15 protein-coding genes and 1 pseudogene are annotated in these 20,400 nt (G+C 70.3%); 1 reads left to right on the top strand and 15 read right to left on the bottom strand.

Annotated features, from left to right (window positions below):
- From ACGFYH_RS00365 to ACGFYH_RS00305, 13 genes and pseudogenes are all read right to left on the bottom strand, one after another.
- Nucleotides 1–415, bottom strand: a pseudogene (locus ACGFYH_RS00365) (hypothetical protein); the annotation flags it as partial.
- A 274-nt stretch (nt 416–689) separates the two neighbouring features.
- Nucleotides 690–1,466 (bottom strand): TIGR03936 family radical SAM-associated protein, encoded by a 777-nt coding sequence (locus ACGFYH_RS00360; RefSeq protein WP_393800889.1) that lies wholly within the window; start codon nt 1,464–1,466, stop codon nt 690–692.
- Nucleotides 1,467–1,514: 48 nt separating this feature from the next.
- The gene (locus ACGFYH_RS00355) at nt 1,515–2,615 is read right to left on the bottom strand and encodes a hypothetical protein (RefSeq protein ID WP_393800888.1); all 1,101 of its coding nucleotides are present in this window, start codon (nt 2,613–2,615) and stop codon (nt 1,515–1,517) included.
- A 51-nt stretch (nt 2,616–2,666) separates the two neighbouring features.
- Nucleotides 2,667–4,610 (bottom strand): TIGR03960 family B12-binding radical SAM protein, encoded by a 1,944-nt coding sequence (locus ACGFYH_RS00350; RefSeq protein WP_393800887.1) that lies wholly within the window; start codon nt 4,608–4,610, stop codon nt 2,667–2,669.
- Between the two features lie 131 nt (nt 4,611–4,741).
- Nucleotides 4,742–5,941: a rod shape-determining protein RodA gene (gene rodA, locus ACGFYH_RS00345; protein WP_393800886.1), complete on the bottom strand. Its 1,200-nt coding sequence runs from the start codon at nt 5,939–5,941 to the stop codon at nt 4,742–4,744.
- Nucleotides 5,938–8,223: a penicillin-binding protein 2 gene (gene mrdA, locus ACGFYH_RS00340; RefSeq protein WP_393800885.1), complete on the bottom strand. Its 2,286-nt coding sequence runs from the start codon at nt 8,221–8,223 to the stop codon at nt 5,938–5,940. Before mrdA ends, rodA begins: the two co-directional genes overlap by 4 nt.
- 157 nt (nt 8,224–8,380) lie before the next feature.
- The gene (gene mreD, locus ACGFYH_RS00335; protein ID WP_393800884.1) at nt 8,381–9,052 is read right to left on the bottom strand and encodes a rod shape-determining protein MreD; all 672 of its coding nucleotides are present in this window, start codon (nt 9,050–9,052) and stop codon (nt 8,381–8,383) included.
- A gap of 13 nt (nt 9,053–9,065) precedes the next feature.
- A complete protein-coding gene (gene mreC / locus ACGFYH_RS00330) occupies nt 9,066–10,094 on the bottom strand; it encodes a rod shape-determining protein MreC (protein ID WP_393800883.1) in 1,029 nt (342 codons plus the stop codon).
- A 200-nt stretch (nt 10,095–10,294) separates the two neighbouring features.
- Complete coding sequence (locus tag ACGFYH_RS00325) at nt 10,295–11,314, bottom strand: rod shape-determining protein (protein WP_007449816.1); 1,020 nt, start codon at nt 11,312–11,314, stop codon at nt 10,295–10,297.
- A gap of 319 nt (nt 11,315–11,633) precedes the next feature.
- On the bottom strand, nt 11,634–12,047 hold the full coding sequence (ndk, locus tag ACGFYH_RS00320) for a nucleoside-diphosphate kinase (RefSeq protein ID WP_393800882.1): 414 nt from the start codon (nt 12,045–12,047) through the stop codon (nt 11,634–11,636).
- Nucleotides 12,048–12,197: 150 nt separating this feature from the next.
- Complete coding sequence (locus tag ACGFYH_RS00315) at nt 12,198–12,554, bottom strand: DUF4233 domain-containing protein (RefSeq protein WP_393800881.1); 357 nt, start codon at nt 12,552–12,554, stop codon at nt 12,198–12,200.
- A gap of 5 nt (nt 12,555–12,559) precedes the next feature.
- Nucleotides 12,560–14,074 (bottom strand): bifunctional folylpolyglutamate synthase/dihydrofolate synthase, encoded by a 1,515-nt coding sequence (locus ACGFYH_RS00310; RefSeq protein WP_393800880.1) that lies wholly within the window; start codon nt 14,072–14,074, stop codon nt 12,560–12,562.
- Between the two features lie 168 nt (nt 14,075–14,242).
- Nucleotides 14,243–16,867 (bottom strand): valine--tRNA ligase, encoded by a 2,625-nt coding sequence (locus tag ACGFYH_RS00305; RefSeq protein WP_393800879.1) that lies wholly within the window; start codon nt 16,865–16,867, stop codon nt 14,243–14,245.
- Nucleotides 16,868–17,004: 137 nt separating this feature from the next.
- Here ACGFYH_RS00305 and ACGFYH_RS00300 point away from each other — a divergent pair, with 137 nt between their 5' ends.
- Nucleotides 17,005–18,027 (top strand): hypothetical protein, encoded by a 1,023-nt coding sequence (locus tag ACGFYH_RS00300; RefSeq protein ID WP_393800878.1) that lies wholly within the window; start codon nt 17,005–17,007, stop codon nt 18,025–18,027.
- Between the two features lie 139 nt (nt 18,028–18,166).
- Here the strand turns inward: ACGFYH_RS00300 and clpX are convergent, their stop codons facing one another.
- The gene (gene clpX, locus ACGFYH_RS00295; RefSeq protein WP_053130824.1) at nt 18,167–19,453 is read right to left on the bottom strand and encodes an ATP-dependent Clp protease ATP-binding subunit ClpX; all 1,287 of its coding nucleotides are present in this window, start codon (nt 19,451–19,453) and stop codon (nt 18,167–18,169) included.
- A gap of 191 nt (nt 19,454–19,644) precedes the next feature.
- Nucleotides 19,645–20,325: an ATP-dependent Clp protease proteolytic subunit gene (locus ACGFYH_RS00290; RefSeq protein WP_052838146.1), complete on the bottom strand. Its 681-nt coding sequence runs from the start codon at nt 20,323–20,325 to the stop codon at nt 19,645–19,647.
- Nucleotides 20,326–20,400 lie beyond the last annotated feature (75 nt).

Below are 20,400 nucleotides of genomic sequence, written 5' to 3'. Positions count from 1 at the left end.
CACGCCGCGGAGCGGCATCCTCGGCGGCCGGCTCGGGTGTGACGGCCTGCGCCGGCGCCTCGGGGGCGGGGGAAGCGGAAACGACGGTCTCGGCCGCGTCCGCCGCCGTCGGGGCCCCGACGGGCGCGGACGCACGGCGTACGGCACGGCGCCGCGGCCGGGCGGCGGGCACGGGCTCCGGAGCCGTCTCGGGGACGGTCTCTTCGGCCTCCGCCTCCTCCGCCTGGTCGGTCGCGGGCGTCATGTCGGCCGGTGCGACGGTCTCCGCCGGTGTGCCGGAGGCGCCGGACGGCGGACCCGCCGGGCGGGACGCGGCCCTGCGCCGACGACGCGGCGGCAGGGTGTCGCTGGGGGTGTTCGCATCGGAGTCCGTCGAGGTGGTCGACGACTCGGTGGGTTCGGTCGGTTCGAGCATGCGGGGGTATCTCCCGTCAGGCTCCCGGGCGCCGCGCCCGGTCCGGCATCGATCATGTCGACCGCCGGTGACGTCCACGGCTCGCGCGATGCGCGGTCGCCGCCGTCCGGGGCGCGGGCGCCGCTCGGAAGCTCTCCGTTGTCTTGTCTCGCCGGTTCCGTACCCCTTGTCGTGCACGGCCTGGCGAAAGTCTTGTGGTCGGTGCGCTGCCCGACCCAGGTGGCTCCCGAGTTCGAGGGCGGCGCTACGACGTCCGTCCCTAGCGGAACCTTCCTTACGCCGACGCCTTCGCGGCGGCGGAAGCGGCGGCCGGTTGCGGCTCGGGCGCTTCTGCCTCGCGGTCGGGCGCGAGCGGGTCGGTCACCGCACCGGTCTCTTCATCGAACAGCCCCTGCGCCAGCCTGGTCACCGCTGCGGGGACCGGCGGCGCCAGGTCGGCCACGGCGCGAAGACCGGACAGGACGTCGTCGGGTCGTACGGCAGGCGTCACGTGCCGAACAACCAGCCGCAGTATCGCACAGGGCTGGTCGGTCGGCCTATCAGCCGGTGAACCGTGCGTGGTGACACTCTCGAGGTGCGCGACGGCGGAGCGGGTGTCGAAGGTACGGACGCCGTTCTTCGTACGGCGCTGGACCTCCACCGCCGGGGCCGCGTTGAAGGCCGCGACGGCCCTCTCGGCCTCGGCGGACTCCACACCGGCCAGCCGCAGCTCCCACACGGAGGCCGTCAGCCGGTCGGCGAGCCCGGAGGTCCGGGCCTCGACCGCGTCGACGACGTCGAGCCCGGCGGGCAGCGACTCGTCGAGGAGCAGCCGGAGCCGCTCCGGGTCGCGCGCTTCGGTGAGCGCGATCTCCAGATACTCCGCCTCACTGCCCGTGCCGGTGGGTGCGGCATTGGCGTACGACACCTTCGGGTGCGGGGTGAACCCCGCCGAGTACGCCATCGGCACCTCGGCGCGGCGCAGCGCACGCTCGAAGGCGCGCTGGAAGTCACGGTGGCTGGTGAACCGGAGGCGGCCGCGCTTGGTGTAGCGCAGTCGGATGCGCTGCACCGCGGGAACGGGCGGCGGGCCTTCGGGCTGTCGCTTGCCCAGTGTCGTTCAGTCCTTCGTGAGAGCGGTCGTACTGCTACCAAGAGTACGTGCCTCGGCGGCGGATGGTTCCCGCCGGGCCACCGGCTGCCGCTTCGCCGGCTCTCCGACCGGCTTCCCGAAAAGCATCCGGCGCACGTCGGCGCGGGCCTGCCGCACGGACAGCCGCGCGGAGGCCAGCGCCTGCCGGGCCGTCCGCCCCGCGCTGCGCCCGGCCTCGGCGAGGGGCCGCAGAACGGTGTCCCGCACGGCATGCCCCACCGGGGCCAGCACGCTCCGGTACACCCATCGCACCGGTTCGACCACGGTCCACCGCAGGAGGGCGCCGAGGAACCGCCCGACGACGCGCGAGAGGTGCCCGGCGATCCGCCAGGCGTGCCCGAGGGCGTCCGCGACCTCCCGTCCGACGACGGCGAGGACCCGGCCGACCGGGGCGAGCACCCACCGCCACACGGCGAGGGCCGGCAGCACCAGCAGCACCCGGACGGTCCAGTACAGAACGAGGCCGACACCGGTGACGACCAGCCCCAGGCCCCGGGCCACCTGCCTGCCGCACCACACCAGCCCCTGGCCGCACCGGGCGAGCACGTGGCCGACCGGGGTGAGTACCCAGGCGTGGAGCCACCCGGCCGGCACGACGACGAGATACCGGGCGAGCCGGGCCAGACCGGCGTACAGCCCCCGTCCGACGGCCGCGAGTACCGCGCCCGCCCCCGTCAGGAACCAGGCGAGCTTGTGACCCACCGGTGTCAGCACCCGGCGGTACACCCACACCGCCGGCACGACCAGCAGCACGTTCCCCAGCCGGGCCACTCCCTTGGCCGCCGGCACGACGACGTACCGCCACACCCCGGCCAAGGGCCACACGAAGACGGCCCGGCCGAGCCACGCCAGGGCCCGCCCGACGGGGCGCAGCACGGTGTCCCGCAGGAACCGCCCCGCGACGGCCAGCACGTCCCACAGCATGCGTACCGGCACGACCAGCACGAGCACGACAATGCGCACCGGGACCCGGATCGCCGCGGCGAGACACCCCTCGGCGTCCGACCGCCGCACCGGCTCTCCCCGCGGCCCCGGGCCGGATGCCTTCTCCAGATCCACCATGCCCATGAAGACGCCGCGGAACCCGCTTCGGATCCCGCGGCGTCACGTCGAGCGCCCCTACTCGACCACGGACAACGGCAGCAGCTTCTTCCCGGTCGGGCCGACCTGAATTGTCGTGTCCATGGCAGGACATACCCCGCAGTCGAAGCACGGGGTCCAGCGGCAGTCGTCGACCTCGGTCTCGTCGAGGGCGTCCTGCCAGTCCTCCCAGAGCCACTCCTTGTCGAGGCCGGAGTCGAGGTGGTCCCAGGGCAGGACCTCCTCGTAGCCGCGCTCGCGGGTGGTGTACCAGTCGACGTCCACGCCGGTCGGCTCCAGGGCCTTGTCGGCGCAGGCCATCCAGCGGTCGTAGGAGAAGTGCTCGCGCCAGCCGTCGAAGCGGCCGCCGTCGTCGTAGACGGCGCGGATGACGGCGCCGAGGCGGCGGTCGCCGCGGGACAGGAGGCCCTCGACGATGCCGGGCTTGCCGTCGTGGTAGCGGAAGCCGATGGAGCGGCCGTACTTCTTGTCGCCGCGGATCTTGTCGCGCAGCTTCTGCAGGCGGGCGTCCGTCTCCTCGGCGGAGAGCTGCGGGGCCCACTGGAAGGGGGTGTGGGGCTTGGGGACGAAACCGCCGATCGACACGGTGCAGCGGATGTCGCCCGAGCCGGAGACCTCGCGGCCCTTGGCGATGACCCGGGTCGCCATGTCGGCGATCTGGAGGACGTCGTCGTCGGTCTCGGTGGGCAGGCCGCACATGAAGTACAGCTTCACCTGGCGCCAGCCGTTGCCGTAGGCCGTCGCGACGGTCCGGATGAGGTCGTCCTCCGAGACCATCTTGTTGATGACCTTGCGGATGCGCTCGGAACCGCCCTCGGGGGCGAAGGTCAGGCCGGAGCGGCGGCCGTTGCGGGTCAGCTCGTTGGCCAGGTCGATGTTGAAGGCGTCGACGCGGGTGGAGGGGAGGGACAGGCCGATCTTGTCCTCCTCGTACCGGTCCGCGAGCCCCTTGGCGACGTCGGCGATCTCCGTGTGGTCGGCGGAGGAGAGGGAGAGCAGGCCGACCTCTTCGAAGCCGGTGGCCTTGAGGCCCTTGTCGACCATCTCGCCGATGCCGGTGATGGAGCGCTCGCGCACCGGGCGGGTGATCATGCCCGCCTGGCAGAAGCGGCAGCCGCGGGTGCAGCCGCGGAAGATCTCCACGGACATCCGCTCGTGCACCGTCTCGGCGAGCGGGACGAGGGGCTGCTTGGGGTAGGGCCACTCGTCGAGGTCCATCACCGTGTGCTTGGACACGCGCCACGGGACGCCGGAGCGGTTGGGGACGACGCGGGCGATACGGCCGTCGGGGAGGTACTCGACGTCGTAGAAGCCGGGGACGTACACGCCGCCGGTCTTCGCCAGGCGGAGGAGTAGCTCCTCGCGGCCGCCGGGGCGGCCCTCGGCCTTCCAGGCGCGGATGATCGCGGTGACCTCCAGGACGGCCTGTTCGCCGTCGCCGATGACCGCGCAGTCGATGAAGTCGGCGATCGGCTCGGGGTTGAAGGCCGCGTGTCCGCCGGCCAGGACGACCGGGTCGTCGACGCCGCGGTCCCTGGACTCCAGCGGGATGCCCGCCAGGTCCAGGGCGGTGAGCATGTTGGTGTAGCCCAGCTCCGTGGAGAAGGAGAGGCCGAAGACGTCGAAGGCGCCCACCGGTCGGTGGCTGTCGACCGTGAACTGCGGGACGGAGTGCTCCCGCATCAGCGCCTCCAGGTCCGGCCACACGCTGTAGGTGCGCTCGGCGAGGACGCCCTGCTGCTCGTTGAGTACCTCGTAGAGGATCATGACGCCCTGGTTGGGCAGGCCGACCTCGTAGGCGTCGGGGTACATCAGGGCCCAGCGGACGTCGCAGGATTTCCAGTCCTTGACCGTGGAGTTGAGCTCTCCGCCGACGTACTGGATCGGCTTCTGCACATGCGGGAGCAGAGCTTCGAGCTGCGGAAACACGGAAGACACAGACTCGGCGGCTTCGGCAGGCATCTCACGGGACCTTTGTGTGCTGACAGGGGGACCATCCAGCCTAACCCGGCGAGGACGCTCCCCCGTACCGCCTCCGTCCCCGGGCCCGGGGGCCCGGGGGCTCGGGGGCTCGGGGGCTCGGGGGCTCGGGCTCAGGCCGACATCGGTCTCTGCACGGTGATCGACTGGAGCAGCCCCACCGCTATCCAGACGGCGAACATGGAGGACCCGCCGTAGGAGACGAAGGGCAGGGGCAGGCCCGTGACCGGCATGATGCCGAGGGTCATGCCGACGTTCTCGAAGGTCTGGAAGGCGAACCACGCGACGATTCCGGCGGCGACGACCGTCCCGTACAGGTCGGGGGTGGAGCGGGCGATCCGGCAGGCGCGCCAGAGGACGACGCCGAGCAGGGCGATGATGAGGCCCGCGCCGAGGAAGCCGAGTTCCTCGCCGGCCACGGTGAAGACGAAGTCGGTCTGCTGTTCGGGGACGAACCGGCCGGTGGTCTGCGAGCCGTGGAAGAGGCCGGAGCCGGTCAGTCCGCCGGAGCCGATGGCGATGCGGGCCTGGTTGGTGTTGTAGCCGACGCCCGCGGGGTCGAGGGCCGGGTTGGCGAAGGCGGCGAAGCGGGCGATCTGGTAGTCGTCCAGGATGCCCAGCTGCCAGACCGCGAGCGCCCCGGCGGTGCCGGCGCCGAGCAGTCCGAAGACCCAGCGGTTGCTGGCACCGGAGGCGAGCAGCACGCCCAGCACGATGATGACCATGACCATGACCGATCCGAGGTCGGGCATGAGCATCACGATGAGCATCGGCACGGTGGCCAGGCCCAGGGCCTGGAGCACGGTGCGCTGGTCCGGGTGGGGCCGGTCCCCGGCGTCGACGCGGGCGGCCAGCAGCATCGCCATGCCCAGGATGATCGTGATCTTCACGAACTCCGAGGGCTGGAGGGAGAAGCCGCCGGGGAGTTTGATCCAGGAGTGGGCGCCGTTGATGGTCGAGCCGAGCGGGGTGAGCACCAGCAGGATCAGGAACACCGAGAAGCCGTACAGGACCGGTACTGCGGTGCGCAGGGCGCGGTGGCCGAGCCAGACGGTGGCGACCATCATGCAGAGCCCGATGCCGGTGTTCAGGAGGTGCCGGGTCAGGAAGTAGTACTGGTCGCCCTGGTTGAGTTCGGTGCGGTTGCGGGTCGCGGAGTAGACGAGCAGCGAGCCCATCAGGGAGAGGGCCACGGCGGCCAGCAGTATCGGCCAGTCGAGCCGTCGCGCCATGGAGTCCCGGGCGAAGAGCCGGGTCCAGCCGGCCTTCTCGGGTCCGTATCCGGAGACCTGGAAGCTGTTGGCCCCGGTCATGCGCGTGCCCTCCGGCCTCTTCCGTTTCCGCCCCGGGGGCCGCCGCGCCGTCGGCGCCTGCGGGTGTCGCGGTTCTCCCCGTTCTGGTTGGGCGTGGTCGCGCCCTGTTCCTGCTCCTCGACGGGGGCGTACTCCTCGTCCGGGGAGGCCTTCTCGTCGGGCTGGAGCTCCTTCACGACGTCCTTGGGCATCTTCGGGGAGAGGATGGTCCCGTCCGCCTTGATCTTCGGGAGCTTCGCCTGCGGCTGGGGCAGCAGCGCCTTCTTCTTGTCGATGTCGCCGTCGTCCGAGACGCCGTACAGCGCGTCGTAGATGTTGCGGACGGCGGGGCCCGAGGCGCCGGAGCCCGTACCGCCCTGGGAGATCGTCATGACGATCGAGTAGTCCTTGGTGTACGTCGCGAACCAGGACGTGGTCTGCTTGCCGTAGACCTCGGCGGTACCGGTCTTGGCGTGCATCTTGATCTTGTCCTGCGGCCAGCCGACCTGCGCGAAACGCCAGGCGGCGGTACCGCGGGTGGCGACGCCGGCGAGGGCCTCGTCCATCTTGGCGAGCGTGGTCCTGCTTATCGGCAGCTTGCCGTGCGCCGTGGGAGCGATCTCGTCGACCGTCTTGCCGTCGGGGCTGACGATCGCCTTGCCGATGCTCGGGTCGTAGAGGGTGCCGCCGTTGGAGATGGCCGCGTAGATGGTGGCCATCTGGATGGGGGTGACGAGGGTGTCGCCCTGGCCGATGGAGTAGTTGATGGCGTCACCGGCGCGCATCTTGTTGCCCTCCAGGCAGTTCTCGTACGCGATCTTCTCGACGTACGAGCCGTCCTTCTTGCCCGTCTTGCACCAGGCGTCCTTGTTGGCCTTCCAGTAGTCCTGCTTCCACTGGCGGTCGGGGACGCGGCCGGTGACCTCGTTGGGGAGGTCGATGCCGGTCCTGGCGCCGAGGCCGAACTGGTGGGCGGCCTTGTAGAAGAAGTCGTCGGGGTCCTTGGGCTTCATGCCGCCGTCCTTCTTCCACTCCTGGTGGGCCAGGCGGTAGAAGACGGTGTCGCAGGAGAGTTCCAGGGCGCGGCCGAGGCTGATCGGGCCGTAGCTGGCCGATTCGAAGTTCTTGAAGACCTGGCCGCCGACGTCGTAGGCGCTGGAGCAGTCGTAGTTGCCGTCGAAGTCGTAGCCTGCCTCGACGGCGGCGGCCGAGGAGACCACCTTGAAGATGGAGCCGGGGGCCGCCTGGCCCTGGGTGGCGCGGTTGAGCAGCGGGTAGTTGGAGTCCTTGCCGGTGAGCTTCTTGTAGTCCTTGGCGGAGATGCCGCCGACCCAGGCGTTGGGGTCGTAGTCGGGGTTGGAGGCCATGGCGACGACGCGGCCGGTCTTGGCCTCCATCACCACGACGGCGCCGGCGTCGGCCTCGTAGGTCCGGTTGGTGTTGCGGTCCATCTCCTTGCGGGCGGCCTTCATCGCCTCGTTCAGCTCGTACTCGGCGACCCGCTGGACGCGGGCGTCGATGCTGGTGACGAGGTTGGAGCCGGGGGTGCCCGGGTCGGCCTCGGCCTCGCCGATGACGCGGCCGAGGTTGTCGACCTCGTAGCTGGTGACGCCGGCCTTGCCGCGCAGTGCCTTGTCGTACTGGCGCTCCAGACCGGAGCGGCCGACCTGGTCGGAGCGCAGGAAGGGCGAGTCGGTGTCCTGGGCCTTCTGGAGCTCCTCGTCGGTGACCGGTGAGAGGTAGCCGAGGACCTGGGCGGTGTTGGACTTGCCGGGGGCGGCGTAGCGGCGTACGGCCATGGGCTCGGCGGTGATGCCGGGGAAGTCCTCGGCGCGCTCGCGGATCTGCAGGGCCTGCTTGACGGTGGCCTCGTCGGTGACGGGGATCGGCTGGTAGGGCGAGCCGTTCCAGCAGGGCTGGGGGGTCTCGGCGTCGCACAGCCGGACCTTGTCGATGACGTCCTGGGGCTTCATGCCGAGGACGCCGGCGAGCTTGGTGAGGACGGCCTTGCCGTCGTCCTTCATCTTCAGCAGGTCGGTGCGGGAGGCGGAGACGACGAGCCGGGTCTCGTTGTCGGCGAGCGCCACGCCGCGGGCGTCCAGGATCGAGCCGCGGGTGGCGGGCTGGACGACCTGCTGGACGTGGTTGCCGGAGGCCTCCTCGGCGTACTCGTCGCCCTGGCGGATCTGGAGGTACCAGAGCCGGCCGCCGAGGGTGGCGAGCAGGGAGAGGACGAGGATCTGGATGACGACGAGCCGGGTCTGGACGCGTGTGCTGCGGCCGGTCTCGGGGATGTTGGTCACTGCTGCCTCCCCCTCACGAGATGCGTGCTCCTTGTGTGCTGCGGTGTCGAAGGGCGCGGCCGCGCCGGCTCGTACTGCCGTGCCGCCCCGTGCCGCCGTGCGGGCCTGCGCTGCCGTGCCGCGCTGTGCCGCCGTGCCGGCTCGTACTGCCGCGTCGTCACAGCCGCTTGACCCCCTTGATGCGTCCGGCGCGGGCCACGCGCGCCCGGGCCGTCCTCGCCCGCAGCCCGCCGCGCTGTCCGCCGATGCGCAGGCCGGTGCCGCCGGAGAGCCAGCCGGAGGAGATGTCGGGGCTCTGGGCGGCGGTGTTGGTGTCGGCCAGCGGGTCGTTCTCGGCGCGCCGGGCGAGGGCCATGATGCCGGGGACGACGAAGGGCGCGAGCAGCAGGTCGTACAGGGCGGCCGTGAACAGCAGGCTGGGCAGGCCGACATGGCGGGCGGCGGTGTCGCCGACGAGGGCGCCGACGCCCGCGTAGAGCAGGGTGGTGCCGATGGCGGCGGCGACCACGACGACCATGGGGCCGGTGGCCGACCGGAGCCGCCCGTTGTCCGGTCTGGCGAGACCGGCGAGGTAGCCGATGACGCAGAGCACCAGGGCGTAGCGGCCGGCGGCGTGGTCGGCGGGCGGGGCGAGGTCGGCGAGGAGTCCGGCGCCGAAGCCGACGAGGGCGCCGCCCAGGTGGCCGTAGACCAGGGCGAGGCCGAGGACGGTGAGCAGCAGCAGGTCGGGGACGGCGCCGGGCAGGTGGAGGCGGGCGAGGACGCTCACCTGGATCACCAGGGCGACGACGACCAGGGCGACGGACAGCAGGATCCGGTTGACGCGCATGGGGTGAAAGCTCCTACTGCTCGGTCTGCTCGTTCTGCTCTGTCTGGTCGTTCTGCTCTGTCCGGCCGTTCTGCCCGGTGGCGTCGTTCTGTCCGGCCTCGTCGTTCTGTGCCTGGCCCTCGGGGTCGGCTCCGGCGGACGGGGTGGCCGTCACCGTCACGGTCGGCGTGGGCTTCGGCTTCGTCTTGTCCGGGAGCACCGTGTCGCGCGGGTCCTTCTGCGGTGCCTGGACGACGACGCCGACGATGTCGAGCTTGGTGAAGCCGACGAACGGTGTGACCTCGAGGGTGCGGGTCAGGTCGCCGCCGTTGGGGTCGACGCGGGAGACGGTGCCGACGGGCACGCCGGGCACGAACGGCTTGTCGGCCTGGGAGCCGAAGGTGACGAGGCGGTCGCCCTTCTTGACGTCGGCCTTGCCGTTGAGCAGTTCGACGCGCAGGGGGCGGCTGCCCTGGCCGGCGGCGAAGCCGAGTTCGTCACTGGCCTCCATCCGGGTGCCGACGGTGAAGTCCGGGTCGTTGGCGAGCAGCACGGTGGCGGTGTTCGGGCCGACGGTGGTCACGCGTCCGACGAGGCCGTCGCCGTTGAGTACGGTCATGTCGCGCTCGATGCCGTCGTTGGCGCCGGCGTCGATGGTGATCGTCCAGGAGAAGCCCTGGGCCGCTCCTATGGCGATGACCTGGGCACCCTTGATGCCGTACTGGCCGGCCCCGGCGAGCCCGAGCATCTTGTCGAACTGCCTGAGCCGGCTGCGGCCGCGCTCGTCGCTGCCGAGCCTCGCCTTCAGAGCGGCGTTCCGCGTCTCCAGTGCGGCGAGCCGGTCGTGCCGGTCGCCGGAGTCGCGGATCGCGGAGACCGCGTTGCCGACCGGATCGACGGCGGACGACACCCCGTTCTCGATCGGGCCGAAGACGGTGGCCGCGGCCTGCCGGGCACCGTCGACCGGTGAGTCCTCCCCGCCGCGGATGTCCACCGTGATCAGTGCGAACGCGATGGCGATCAGCAGCACCAGGAGCAGCCGGCTCTCTTTCGTGTCCCTCACGTGCGGCGGCCGTGCCTTCCTCGTCGAAATTCGGCAATCTCGGAATGTACGTGGCGGTGTTCTGGAATTGAGTTGATTCGGTACGTCGGGTGCGTGCGGCGCATCGGGCACTTCACGCACGTCCGGTACGGGAACCCTCTATATCAACGATCCGCCGCACGAGAGGAGATCGTCTCGTACGGCGGAACCGAAGCGTTACGTCATCGGCGCGGCGAGGCGTCCAGCACCTGCTGGAGTGCCTCGAACTCCTCGACGCACTTGCCGCTGCCGAGGGCGACGCTGTCGAGCGGGTCCTCGGCGATGTGGATCGGCATTCCGGTCTCCCGGCGCAGCCGTTCGTCGAGTCCGCGCAGCAGCGCGCCGCCGCCGGTCAGGACGATGCCCCGGTCCATGATGTCGCCGGACAGCTCCGGCGGACACTTGTCGAGGGTCGTCTTGACGGCGTCGACGATCGCGTTGACCGGCTCCTCGATCGCCTTGCGCACTTCGGCGGCGGAGATGACGACGGTCTTGGGCAGTCCGGAGACGAGGTCCCGGCCGCGGATTTCGGTGTGCTCGTCGGAGTCGAGGTCGTACGCCGAACCGATCGTGATCTTGATCTGTTCGGCCGTGCGCTCACCCAGCAGAAGGCTGTACTCCTTCTTCACGTGCTGGATGATCGCGTTGTCCAGCTCGTCACCCGCGACGCGGATGGACTGGGCGGTGACGATGCCGCCGAGCGAGATGACCGCGACCTCCGTCGTGCCGCCGCCGATGTCCACCACCATGTTGCCCGTGGCCTCGTGGACCGGCAGGCCGGAGCCGATGGCCGCGGCCATGGGCTCCTCGATGATGTGCACCTGTCGGGCGCCGGCCTGGGACGACGCCTCGATGACGGCGCGGCGCTCGACGCCGGTGATGCCCGAGGGCACACAGACGACGACCCGCGGACGAGCCAGATACCGCCGCTTGTGGATCTTCAGGATGAAGTAGCGGAGCATCCGCTCGGTGATCTCGAAGTCGGCGATGACGCCGTCCTTCAGCGGGCGCACGGCAACGATGTTGCCGGGCGTGCGCCCGATCATCTTCTTCGCTTCGGCGCCGACCGCGAGGATGCCACCGGTGTTGGTGTTGATCGCGACGACGGACGGCTCGTTGAGTACGATCCCGCGACCCCTGACGTACACCAGCGTGTTGGCGGTCCCGAGGTCGACAGCCATGTCACGGCCGATGAACGACATTGAGTTCCCCATCAGGATTCGGCTGGCCTTCCCGGGAGCTTTTGAGGGCTTTTCAGGTAGGCGAGGTGGGTGCAGTGACGCGTGGAGGCTTCCATCGTAGACGCGCTTTCGCGAACACTGCGCGAGGGTCTTCGCCATTGTCAGCAGATGGCGCATCGCCTCGCTTGTGGAGACGGGCCAACGGTGGGATCCGTTCCCCCGAACAGGCGCGCATATGCCACAGGGCGGTCGCTTCTACGCGACCGCCCTGGTCCACCGCGAACCATTCGACTGACGCGGCGTCAGAAAAAAGTCCGCTCCGGCGTGTCCGGAAGGAGGCTCAGACGCGGCCCGGGAAGAAGATCTTCAGCTCGCGCTCGGCGGACTCCTCGGAGTCGGAGGCGTGGATCAGGTTCTCGCGGACGATCACACCGAAGTCCCCGCGGACGGAGCCGGGCGCCGCGGCGATCGGGTCGGTCGGACCGGCCAGCGCGCGCACGCCCTCGATGACCCGCTCGCCCTCGACGACCATGACGACGACCGGACCGGACGACATGAACTCGACCAGCGGCTCGTAGAAGGGCTTGCCCTTGTGCTCGCCGTAGTGCTGCTCCAGCGTCTCGGTGTCCAGGGTGCGCAGTTCCAGCGCGGTGATCTGCCAGCCGGCCTTGCGCTCGATACGGCTGATGATCTCGCCGGTCAGGCCACGACGGACGGCGTCGGGCTTGAGGAGGACGAGGCTGCGCTGGGTCACGAGGGGCTCCCTTGGAGAGGTGCGGGTGTGCGGGTGATGACTGAGGTTACCGGGCGTGTCGCGACGCCCGTCACGCAGCGTCAGGTGGTGACGGGCGACGACGGTCGGCCACGCTCGGCGTCGGGAGCCGTCCGGTCTCGCCGGTCCCCGTCAGGCCGCGTCGGGCGCCGTGGCCTCGGCCTGCGCGGCGAACCTCGCCTTCGCCTCGTCGATCTTCCGCCCGTAGTGCACGGATGCCCACCACAGGGCGCCGAAGACCGCCCCGAGGAAGAACATGGTCGGCACCACGAAGCCGGAGGCGATCAGGGCGATCTGCAGGGCCCAGCCGAAGGCGACACCGCCGGGGCGGGTCACGAAGCCGCACAGCATCACGCACAGGAACATCGCGATACCGCTGACCGTCCACACCGTCCCCACGGACAGGTCCGGGTCCTTCATGGCGACCAGACCGGCGAAGCCGATCACGAAGAACTCGCCGATCAGAGTCGAAGCACAGAGCGTACGCACGGTTTCTAGCCCCTTCCGAGGAGCAGTCGGGCCTCGCCGACGGTGATGACGGAACCGGTGACGAGCACACCGCCGCCCGCGAACTCGCCCTCCTCCTCGGCCAGCGTGATCGCGGCCTCCAGGGCGTCCGGCAGCCGCGGCTCGACCTGGACGCGGTCCTCGCCGAACACCTCCACGGCGATGCCCGCCAGCTCGTCGGCGTCCATCGCGCGGTGGCTGGAGTTTTGGGTGACGACGACCTCGGCGAAGACCGGCTCGAAGGCCTCGAGCAGCCCCCGTACGTTCTTGTCACCGCTGGCGCCGACCACACCGATGAGCCGGCTGAACTGGAAGGCCTCCCCGACCGCCTCGGCGGTGACCCGGGCGCCGGCCGGGTTGTGCGCGGCGTCGAGGACCACGGTCGGCGAGCGCCGCACCACCTCCATCCGCCCCGGCGAGGCGACGGCGGCGAAGGCCTTGCGCACGGTGTCGACGTCCAGCGGCTCGGGGCGCTGCGCGCCGACGCCGAAGAACGCCTCGACGGCGGCCAGCGCGACCGCCGCGTTGTGCGCCTGGTGGGCGCCGTGCAGCGGCAGGTAGACCTCCGTGTACTCGCCGCCGAGCCCGCGCAGGGTCATCAGCTGCCCGCCGACGGCGACCTCCCGCGCGACGACGCCGAACTCCAGCCCCTCGCGGGCCACCGTGGCGTTGACTTCCACGGCCTTCTTCAGCATCACCTGCGCCGCGTCCACCGGCTGCTGAGCCAGGATCACGGTGGCGTCCTGCTTGACGATGCCGGCCTTCTCGACCGCGATCTCGCCGGGCGTCTCACCCAGGCGGTCGGTGTGGTCCAGGTCGATGGGGGTGACGACGGCGACGTCCCCGTCGATGACGTTGGTGGCGTCCCAGGAGCCGCCCATCCCGACCTCGACGACGGCCACGTCGACGGGCGCGTCGGCGAAGGCCGCGTACGCCATGCCGGTCAGCACCTCGAAGAAGGACAGCCGGTACTCCTGCCGCGCGTCGACCATCTCGACGTACGGCTTGATGTCCTCGTACGTCTCGATGAACCGCTCGGCGGAGATCGGCGCCCCGTCCAGGCTGATGCGCTCGGTGACCGACTGCACGTGCGGCGAGGTGTACCGCCCGGTGCGCAGTTCGAAGGCGCCGAGCAAAGCCTCGATCATGCGGGCGGTGGAGGTCTTGCCGTTGGTCCCGGTGATGTGGATGGAGGGGTACGCGCGCTGCGGCTCGCCCAGCACGTCCATCAGCGCGGCGATCCGGGCGACGGACGGCTCCAGCTTGGTCTCGCCCCAGCGGCTCGCCAGCTCCGTCTCGACGCCGCGCAGGGCCGCGTCCACCTCGGGGTCCTCCGGACGCCCGGGGATGTCGGCCTGCGGGGGGCCGCCCTGGGTGCGCAGGGTGCGGCTGCCTGCCTCGATGACGGCGAGGTCGGGGTCGCGGGTGGTCTCCGCCGCGATGATCTCGTCGAAGGAGTCGGTGGGGTCTGGCTGGTCGTTCTCGCCGGGGATGTCACTCACGGGCACCAGTCTACGTACCCGCTCCCCGGGAGCGGTCGTGCCTGCGAAGCGGCACGGGCGGGCGCGGCGGCACCCCGTCGGCGCCGGGTGCGCGACCCGCCCCGCGGCGGCCGAAGGCCCCGGGAGCCGAGCGGGCTCCCGGGGCCTTCACCGACGGGGCCCGGAGGCCTACGCCTGCGGCAGCTTCTCCAGCTGGGCCTGGATGCGGGCGATGTCCTCGTCCGCCTTCACCAGCCGGCCCCGGATCTTGTCCACGACGTGATCCGGCGCCTTGGCGAGGAACGCCTCGTTGCCGAGCTTGGCGCCCGCCTGGGCCTTCTCCTTCTCGGCGGCGGCGAGGTCCTTGGCCAGCCGCTTGCGCTCGGCGGCGAAGTCGATCACACCCGAGAGGTCGAGGGCGACCTCGAACCCGGCGACCGGCAGCGTCGCCGTCGCCGCGAAGGACCCGCCCTCCGGCTGGAGCCGCAGCAGCTGCCGGACGGCCGCCTCGTGGGCCGCGAGAGCGCTGCCCTCCAGGGTCAGCCGGGCCGGAACCCGCTGGCCGGGCTGGAGCCCCTGGTCGGCGCGGAAGCGGCGGACCTCGGTGATCACCGACTGGACGGTCTCGATCTCCCGCTCGGCGCCGGCGTCCCGGAAGCCCGAGTCGGACGGCCAGGAGGCGATCACGACCGACTCACCACCGGTGAGGGTGGTCCACAGGGCCTCCGTGACGAAGGGGACGACCGGGTGCAGCAGCCGCAGCGTCACGTCCAGGACCTCGCCGAGGACGCGCTTGCTGACCTCGGCGGGCTCGCCGCCCGCCTGGAAGGTGGTCTTGGACAGCTCGACGTACCAGTCGAAGACCTCGTCCCAGGCGAAGTGGAACAGGGCGTCGGACAGCTTCGCGAACTGGTAGTCCTCGTAGTACGCGTCGACCTCGGCGACGACCGAGTTGAGGCGGGAGAGGATCCACCGGTCCGTGGACGACATCCGCGAGGCGTCGGGCAGCGGGCCCTCGACCGTCGCGCCGTTCATCAGCGCGAAGCGGGTGGCGTTCCAGATCTTGTTGGCGAAGTTGCGCGAGCCCTGGACCCAGTCCTCGCCGATGGGGACGTCGACGCCCGGGTTGGCGCCGCGCGCGAGGGTGAAGCGGAGCGCGTCGGAGCCGTACTTGTCCATCCAGTCCAGCGGGTTCACCACGTTTCCGAAGGACTTGGACATCTTCTTGCCGTTCTGGTCACGGACCATGCCGTGCAGGGCGATGGTGTGGAACGGCGGGGTGCCGTCCATCGCGTAGAGGCCGAACATCATCATCCGGGCGACCCAGAAGAAGAGGATGTCGTAGCCGGTGACCAGGACGGAGTTCGGGTAGAACTTCGCGAGCGACTCGGTCTGCTCGGGCCAGCCGAGGGTGGAGAACGGCCACAGGCCGGACGAGAACCAGGTGTCCAGCACGTCGGAGTCCTGATACCAGCCCGCGCCGCTCGGCGGTTCCTCGTCGGGGCCGACGCAGACGACCTCGCCGTCGGGGCCGTACCAGACGGGGATGCGGTGGCCCCACCACAGCTGGCGCGAGATGCACCAGTCGTGGAGGTTGTCGACCCAGTCGAAGTAGCGCTTCTCCATCTCCTGCGGATGGATCTTGACGCGTCCGTCGCGGACGGCGTCACCGGCCGCCTTCGCGAGCGGACCGACCTTGACCCACCACTGCATGGACAGGCGCGGCTCGATGGTGGTCTTGCAGCGCGAGCAGTGGCCGACGGAGTGGACGTAGGGCCGCTTCTCGGCGACGATCCGGCCCTCCGCGCGCAGCGCGGCGACGATGGCGGAGCGGGCCTCAAGACGGTCGAGGCCCTGGAAGGGGCCGTGGGCGGTGATGACGGCGTGCTCGTCCATGACCGCGACGGCGGGCAGGTCGTGGCGCCGGCCGATCTCGAAGTCGTTCGGGTCGTGGGCGGGCGTCACCTTGACGGCGCCGGTGCCGAACTCGGGGTCGACGTGCTCGTCCGCGACGACGGGGATCGAACGGCCGGTCAGCGGCAGCTTGATGAGCTTGCCGACGAGGTGCCTGTAGCGCTCGTCCTCGGGGTGGACGGCGACGGCCGTGTCACCGAGCATGGTCTCCGCGCGGGTGGTGGCGACGACGATCGTCTCGTCCCCCTCCCCGTACTTCATGGAGACCAGCTCGCCGTCGTCGTCCTGGTACTCGACCTCGATGTCCGAGATGGCCGTCAGACACCTCGGGCACCAGTTGATGATGCGCTCGGCGCGGTAGATCAGCTCGTCGTCGTAGAGCCGCTTGAAGATGGTCTGGACGGCCTGGGAGAGGCCCTCGTCCATCGTGAAGCGCTCACGGGACCAGGCGACGGCGTCGCCGAGGCGGCGCATCTGGCCGCCGATCTGCCCGCCGGACTCGCTCTTCCACTGCCAGACCCGCTCGACGAAGGTCTCCCGGCCGAGGTCGTGCCGGGACCTGCCCTCCTTGGCCAGCTCCCGCTCGACGACGTTCTGCGTGGCGATGCCGGCGTGGTCCATGCCGGGCTGCCACAGCGTCTCGAAGCCCTGCATGCGCTTGCGGCGGGTGAGCGCGTCGATGAGCGTGTGCTCGAAGGCGTGCCCGAGGTGCAGGCTGCCGGTGACGTTCGGCGGCGGGATGACGACGGTGTACGGCGGCTTGTCGCTCTTCGCGTCGGCCTCGAAGTAACCCCGTTCCACCCAGCGCTCGTACAGCTGCCCCTCTACCTCGGCCGGCGTGTACTGGGTCGGCAGTTCGGTGGTGGGCGCTGGCTGCGGCTGCTGAGAGTTCTCGGTCACGGGGGTCAGTTTACGGGCGTCACGACCCTGTCCCGAAACGCGTTTCGTTCGTAACGGTGCGGCCCCCGGTGACCTGCGCACGCCAGGTCTGGGTGAGGATGTCGGGACCACGTAGACATCTGGAGGGGAACCCAGGAATGAGTCACAACCAGCCGGGCCCGTACGGCGGACAACCTCAGCAGCCCGGACCACACGGCCAGCAGGGCCCGTACGGGCAGCCGGGGCCGTACGGCCAGCAGCCGCCGCAGGCTCCCCAGCCCGGCTATGGCTACCCCCAGCAGACGCCTCCCCCGCAGCCGGGCTACGGCTACCCGCCCCAGCCCCAGCCCCAGCAGGGCGGCGTCCCGCCGCAGACCCCTCCCTACGGCCAGCAGCCCCCGTACGGTCAACAGCCTCCCTACGGCCAGCAGCCGCCGGGCCAGCCGCCGTACGGCATGGCGCAGCCCCCGGCGCCGGGCGGCGGCAAGAAGAAGGCCGGTCTCGTCATCGGCGCGGTGGCGGTCGTGGCGGCGATCGGCGTGGGCGCGTACTTCGTGCTGGGCGGGGGCGGCGGCGCGGGCGGCCTGGAGGACGACGGCGCGCACAAGCTGACGACGCCGGCCACGGTCCTCACGGACTACAAGCGCGCCAGCGAGGAGGGCGCCGAGTCGGACAAGGACACCGTCGAGGACCTGAAGAAGAGCGGGGTCGAGGACGGCACGAGCGTGACCGGCTTCTACACCACGGCCGACCTGACCGGTTACGACCCCTCGGACCCGAGCACCGCGCCCGACGCCGCCGAGATGGCGACGGCCAAGGGGATCACCTACATCGGTGCCTACGGGAAGATCTCCGAACCGGAGGCCGTACTCGACAAGTTCTTCGCCGAGTTCAAGAAGGAGTCCGAGAAGAACGCGTCCTCCAAGTCGGAGACCGGCGGTGGCGGCGAGATCGTCGGCGAGCCCGAGTCGGTCGACCTGGACGGCGCGGCCATGAAGTGCCAGGGCGTCAAGGGCAAGAACCCGGTCACCAAGAAGCAGAAGACCGACTGGATCTGCGCCTGGGCCGACTACAGCACGATCGCGCTGGTCTCCCCCGGTGACGCCACCAAGGGCGTGACGAAGGACGTGGCCGTCGACATCACCACCAAGCTCCGCAAGGAGATCCGCGTCAAGGCCTGACGCCGCGCGCGACCCCGCGCGACGTCGCATGGCATCGCATGACATCGCATGACATCGCATGACATCGAAGGGGCCCCGGTCGGTCGACCGGGGCCCCTTCGTCGTTCGTGCCACGTACGGGACGGGCGGGCGGCGGCGGTTACGCCGTCTTCTGCTCGCCCGGGCCGCGCCCCCGCGAATCCCGGGGGATGAGCGTCGGGTTGACGTTGGAGAGGACCACGTCGGCCGTGATGACGACGCGGGCGACGTCCTTGCGGGAGGGGACCTCGTACATGACGCCCTGGAGGACTTCCTCCATGATGGCGCGAAGGCCGCGAGCGCCGGTCTGGCGGAGGATGGCCTGGTCGGCGATGGCTTCCAGGGCCTCTCGCTCGAAGTCCAGCTCCACGCCGTCGAGTTCGAAGAGGCGCTCGTACTGCTTGACGAGCGCGTTGCGCGGCTCGACCAGGATCTGGAGGAGCGCCTCGCGGTCGAGGTTGTGGACCGAGGTGATGACGGGCAGGCGGCCGATGAACTCGGGGATCATGCCGAACTTGACCAGGTCCTCCGGCATGACCTGCTCGAACTGGTCCTTGGACTCGATCTCCCGCTTGGAGCGGATCTGCGCGCCGAAGCCGATGCCCTTGGCGCCGGCCCGGCCCTCGATGATCTTCTCCAGGCCCGCGAAGGCGCCGCCCACGATGAACAGGACGTTCGTCGTGTCGATCTGGATGAACTCCTGGTGCGGGTGCTTGCGGCCGCCCTGGGGCGGGACCGAGGCCGTGGTGCCCTCCAGGATCTTCAGCAGGGCCTGCTGAACGCCCTCGCCCGACACGTCGCGCGTGATGGAGGGGTTCTCACTCTTCCTCGCGACCTTGTCGATCTCGTCGATGTAGATGATCCCGGTCTCGGCCTTCTTGACGTCGTAGTCGGCGGCCTGGATCAGCTTGAGCAGGATGTTCTCGACGTCCTCGCCGACGTACCCCGCCTCGGTGAGCGCCGTGGCGTCGGCGATCGCGAACGGAACGTTCAGCATGCGCGCCAGGGTCTGGGCGAGGAGGGTCTTGCCGGAGCCCGTGGGGCCCAGCAGGAGGATGTTGGACTTCGCCAACTCGATGGCGTCCTCGCGGCCCTGGGCGCCGCCGTTCTCACCGGCCTGGACCCGCTTGTAGTGGTTGTACACAGCGACGGAGAGGGCCTTCTTGGCCGCCTCCTGGCCGACCACGTAGCCCTCGAGGAACTCGTAGATCTCGCGGGGCTTCGGGAGTTCCTCCCAGCGCACCTCGCTGGTCTCCGCCAGCTCTTCCTCGATGATCTCGTTGCAGAGGTCGATGCACTCGTCGCAGATGTACACACCGGGCCCTGCGATGAGCTTCTTGACCTGCTTCTGGCTCTTCCCGCAGAACGAGCACTTGAGCAGATCTCCGCCGTCACCGATGCGTGCCACGGTGTGCTTCCCCTTCGCCTGGGAGACTCCTGGACGTCGACGTCACGTCAACGTCCAGCGGACTCCTGGTGCTGCCTTATGTCCGACGGTACCTTGCCGGGCCCCTCGTCCGGGCCCCCCTTGGCACGGTTCGCTTTGACGTGAACCGCGTCAAACCGTGCCAAGGAGCGGCAGACGATACAGCCTCCCGCCTAGCGGAGAGAGGAGTTGTCCATCTTCCGGGTGGTGATGATCTGGTCGATCAGTCCGTAGCTGAGTGCGTCCTCGGCCGTGAGGATCTTGTCGCGCTCGATGTCCTCGCGGATCTTCTCGACCGGCGTGGTGGAGTGCTTGGCCAGCATCTCCTCCAGCTGCGAACGCATCCGGAGGATCTCGTTGGCGGCGATCTCCAGGTCGGAGACCTGGCCGCGGCCGGTCTCGCTGTACGGCTGGTGGATCAGCACGCGGGCGTTCGGGAGCGCCATGCGCTTGCCCGGCGTGCCGGCGGCGAGCAGGACGGCGGCGGCGGAGGCGGCCTGGCCCATGCAGACCGTCTGGACGTCCGGCTTCACGTACTGCATCGTGTCGTAGATGGCCGTGAGCGCCGTGAAGGAGCCGCCGGGGCTGTTGATGTAGACCGAGATGTCCCGGTCGGGGTCCATCGACTCCAGGCACAGCAGCTGCGCCATGACGTCGTTGGCGGAGGCGTCGTCGATCTGGACGCCGAGGAAGATCACGCGCTCCTCGAAGAGCTTCGCGTACGGGTCGTACTCGCGCACGCCCTGCGAGGTGCGCTCGACGAAGCGCGGGATCACGTAGCGGGACTCGGCGGACGGGCCGGTGTACTCGGCACGCGAGCGGTCGTACAGACCGCTGCCGGGGAAGTCGTTCACAGTGTCTCCTGGAAAGGGGCTGAGGCGGTCGGCCGGGGGCTGGCTGGGGCGCGCTGGGACCCCCGCTGGGGGCCG

This window comes from Streptomyces sp. NPDC048392, assembly GCF_043200575.1.
In the GTDB taxonomy this organism is placed as follows: Bacteria; Actinomycetota; Actinomycetes; order Streptomycetales; family Streptomycetaceae; genus Streptomyces.
This window is presented reverse-complemented; position numbering and strand designations above follow the sequence as displayed.

Coding starts and splice junctions, on each gene's coding strand:
- ACGFYH_RS00300 (WP_393800878.1), top strand. CDS start 17,005: ATGAGTCACAACCAGCCGGGCCCGTACGGCGGACAACCTCAGCAGCCC.
- ACGFYH_RS00350 (WP_393800887.1), bottom strand. CDS start 4,610: ATGCCTGCCGAAGCCGCCGAGTCTGTGTCTTCCGTGTTTCCGCAGCTC.
- mreD (WP_393800884.1), bottom strand. CDS start 9,052: ATGCGCGTCAACCGGATCCTGCTGTCCGTCGCCCTGGTCGTCGTCGCC.
- ACGFYH_RS00355 (WP_393800888.1), bottom strand. CDS start 2,615: ATGGGCATGGTGGATCTGGAGAAGGCATCCGGCCCGGGGCCGCGGGGA.
- rodA (WP_393800886.1), bottom strand. CDS start 5,941: ATGACCGGGGCCAACAGCTTCCAGGTCTCCGGATACGGACCCGAGAAG.
- ACGFYH_RS00325 (WP_007449816.1), bottom strand. CDS start 11,314: ATGTCGTTCATCGGCCGTGACATGGCTGTCGACCTCGGGACCGCCAAC.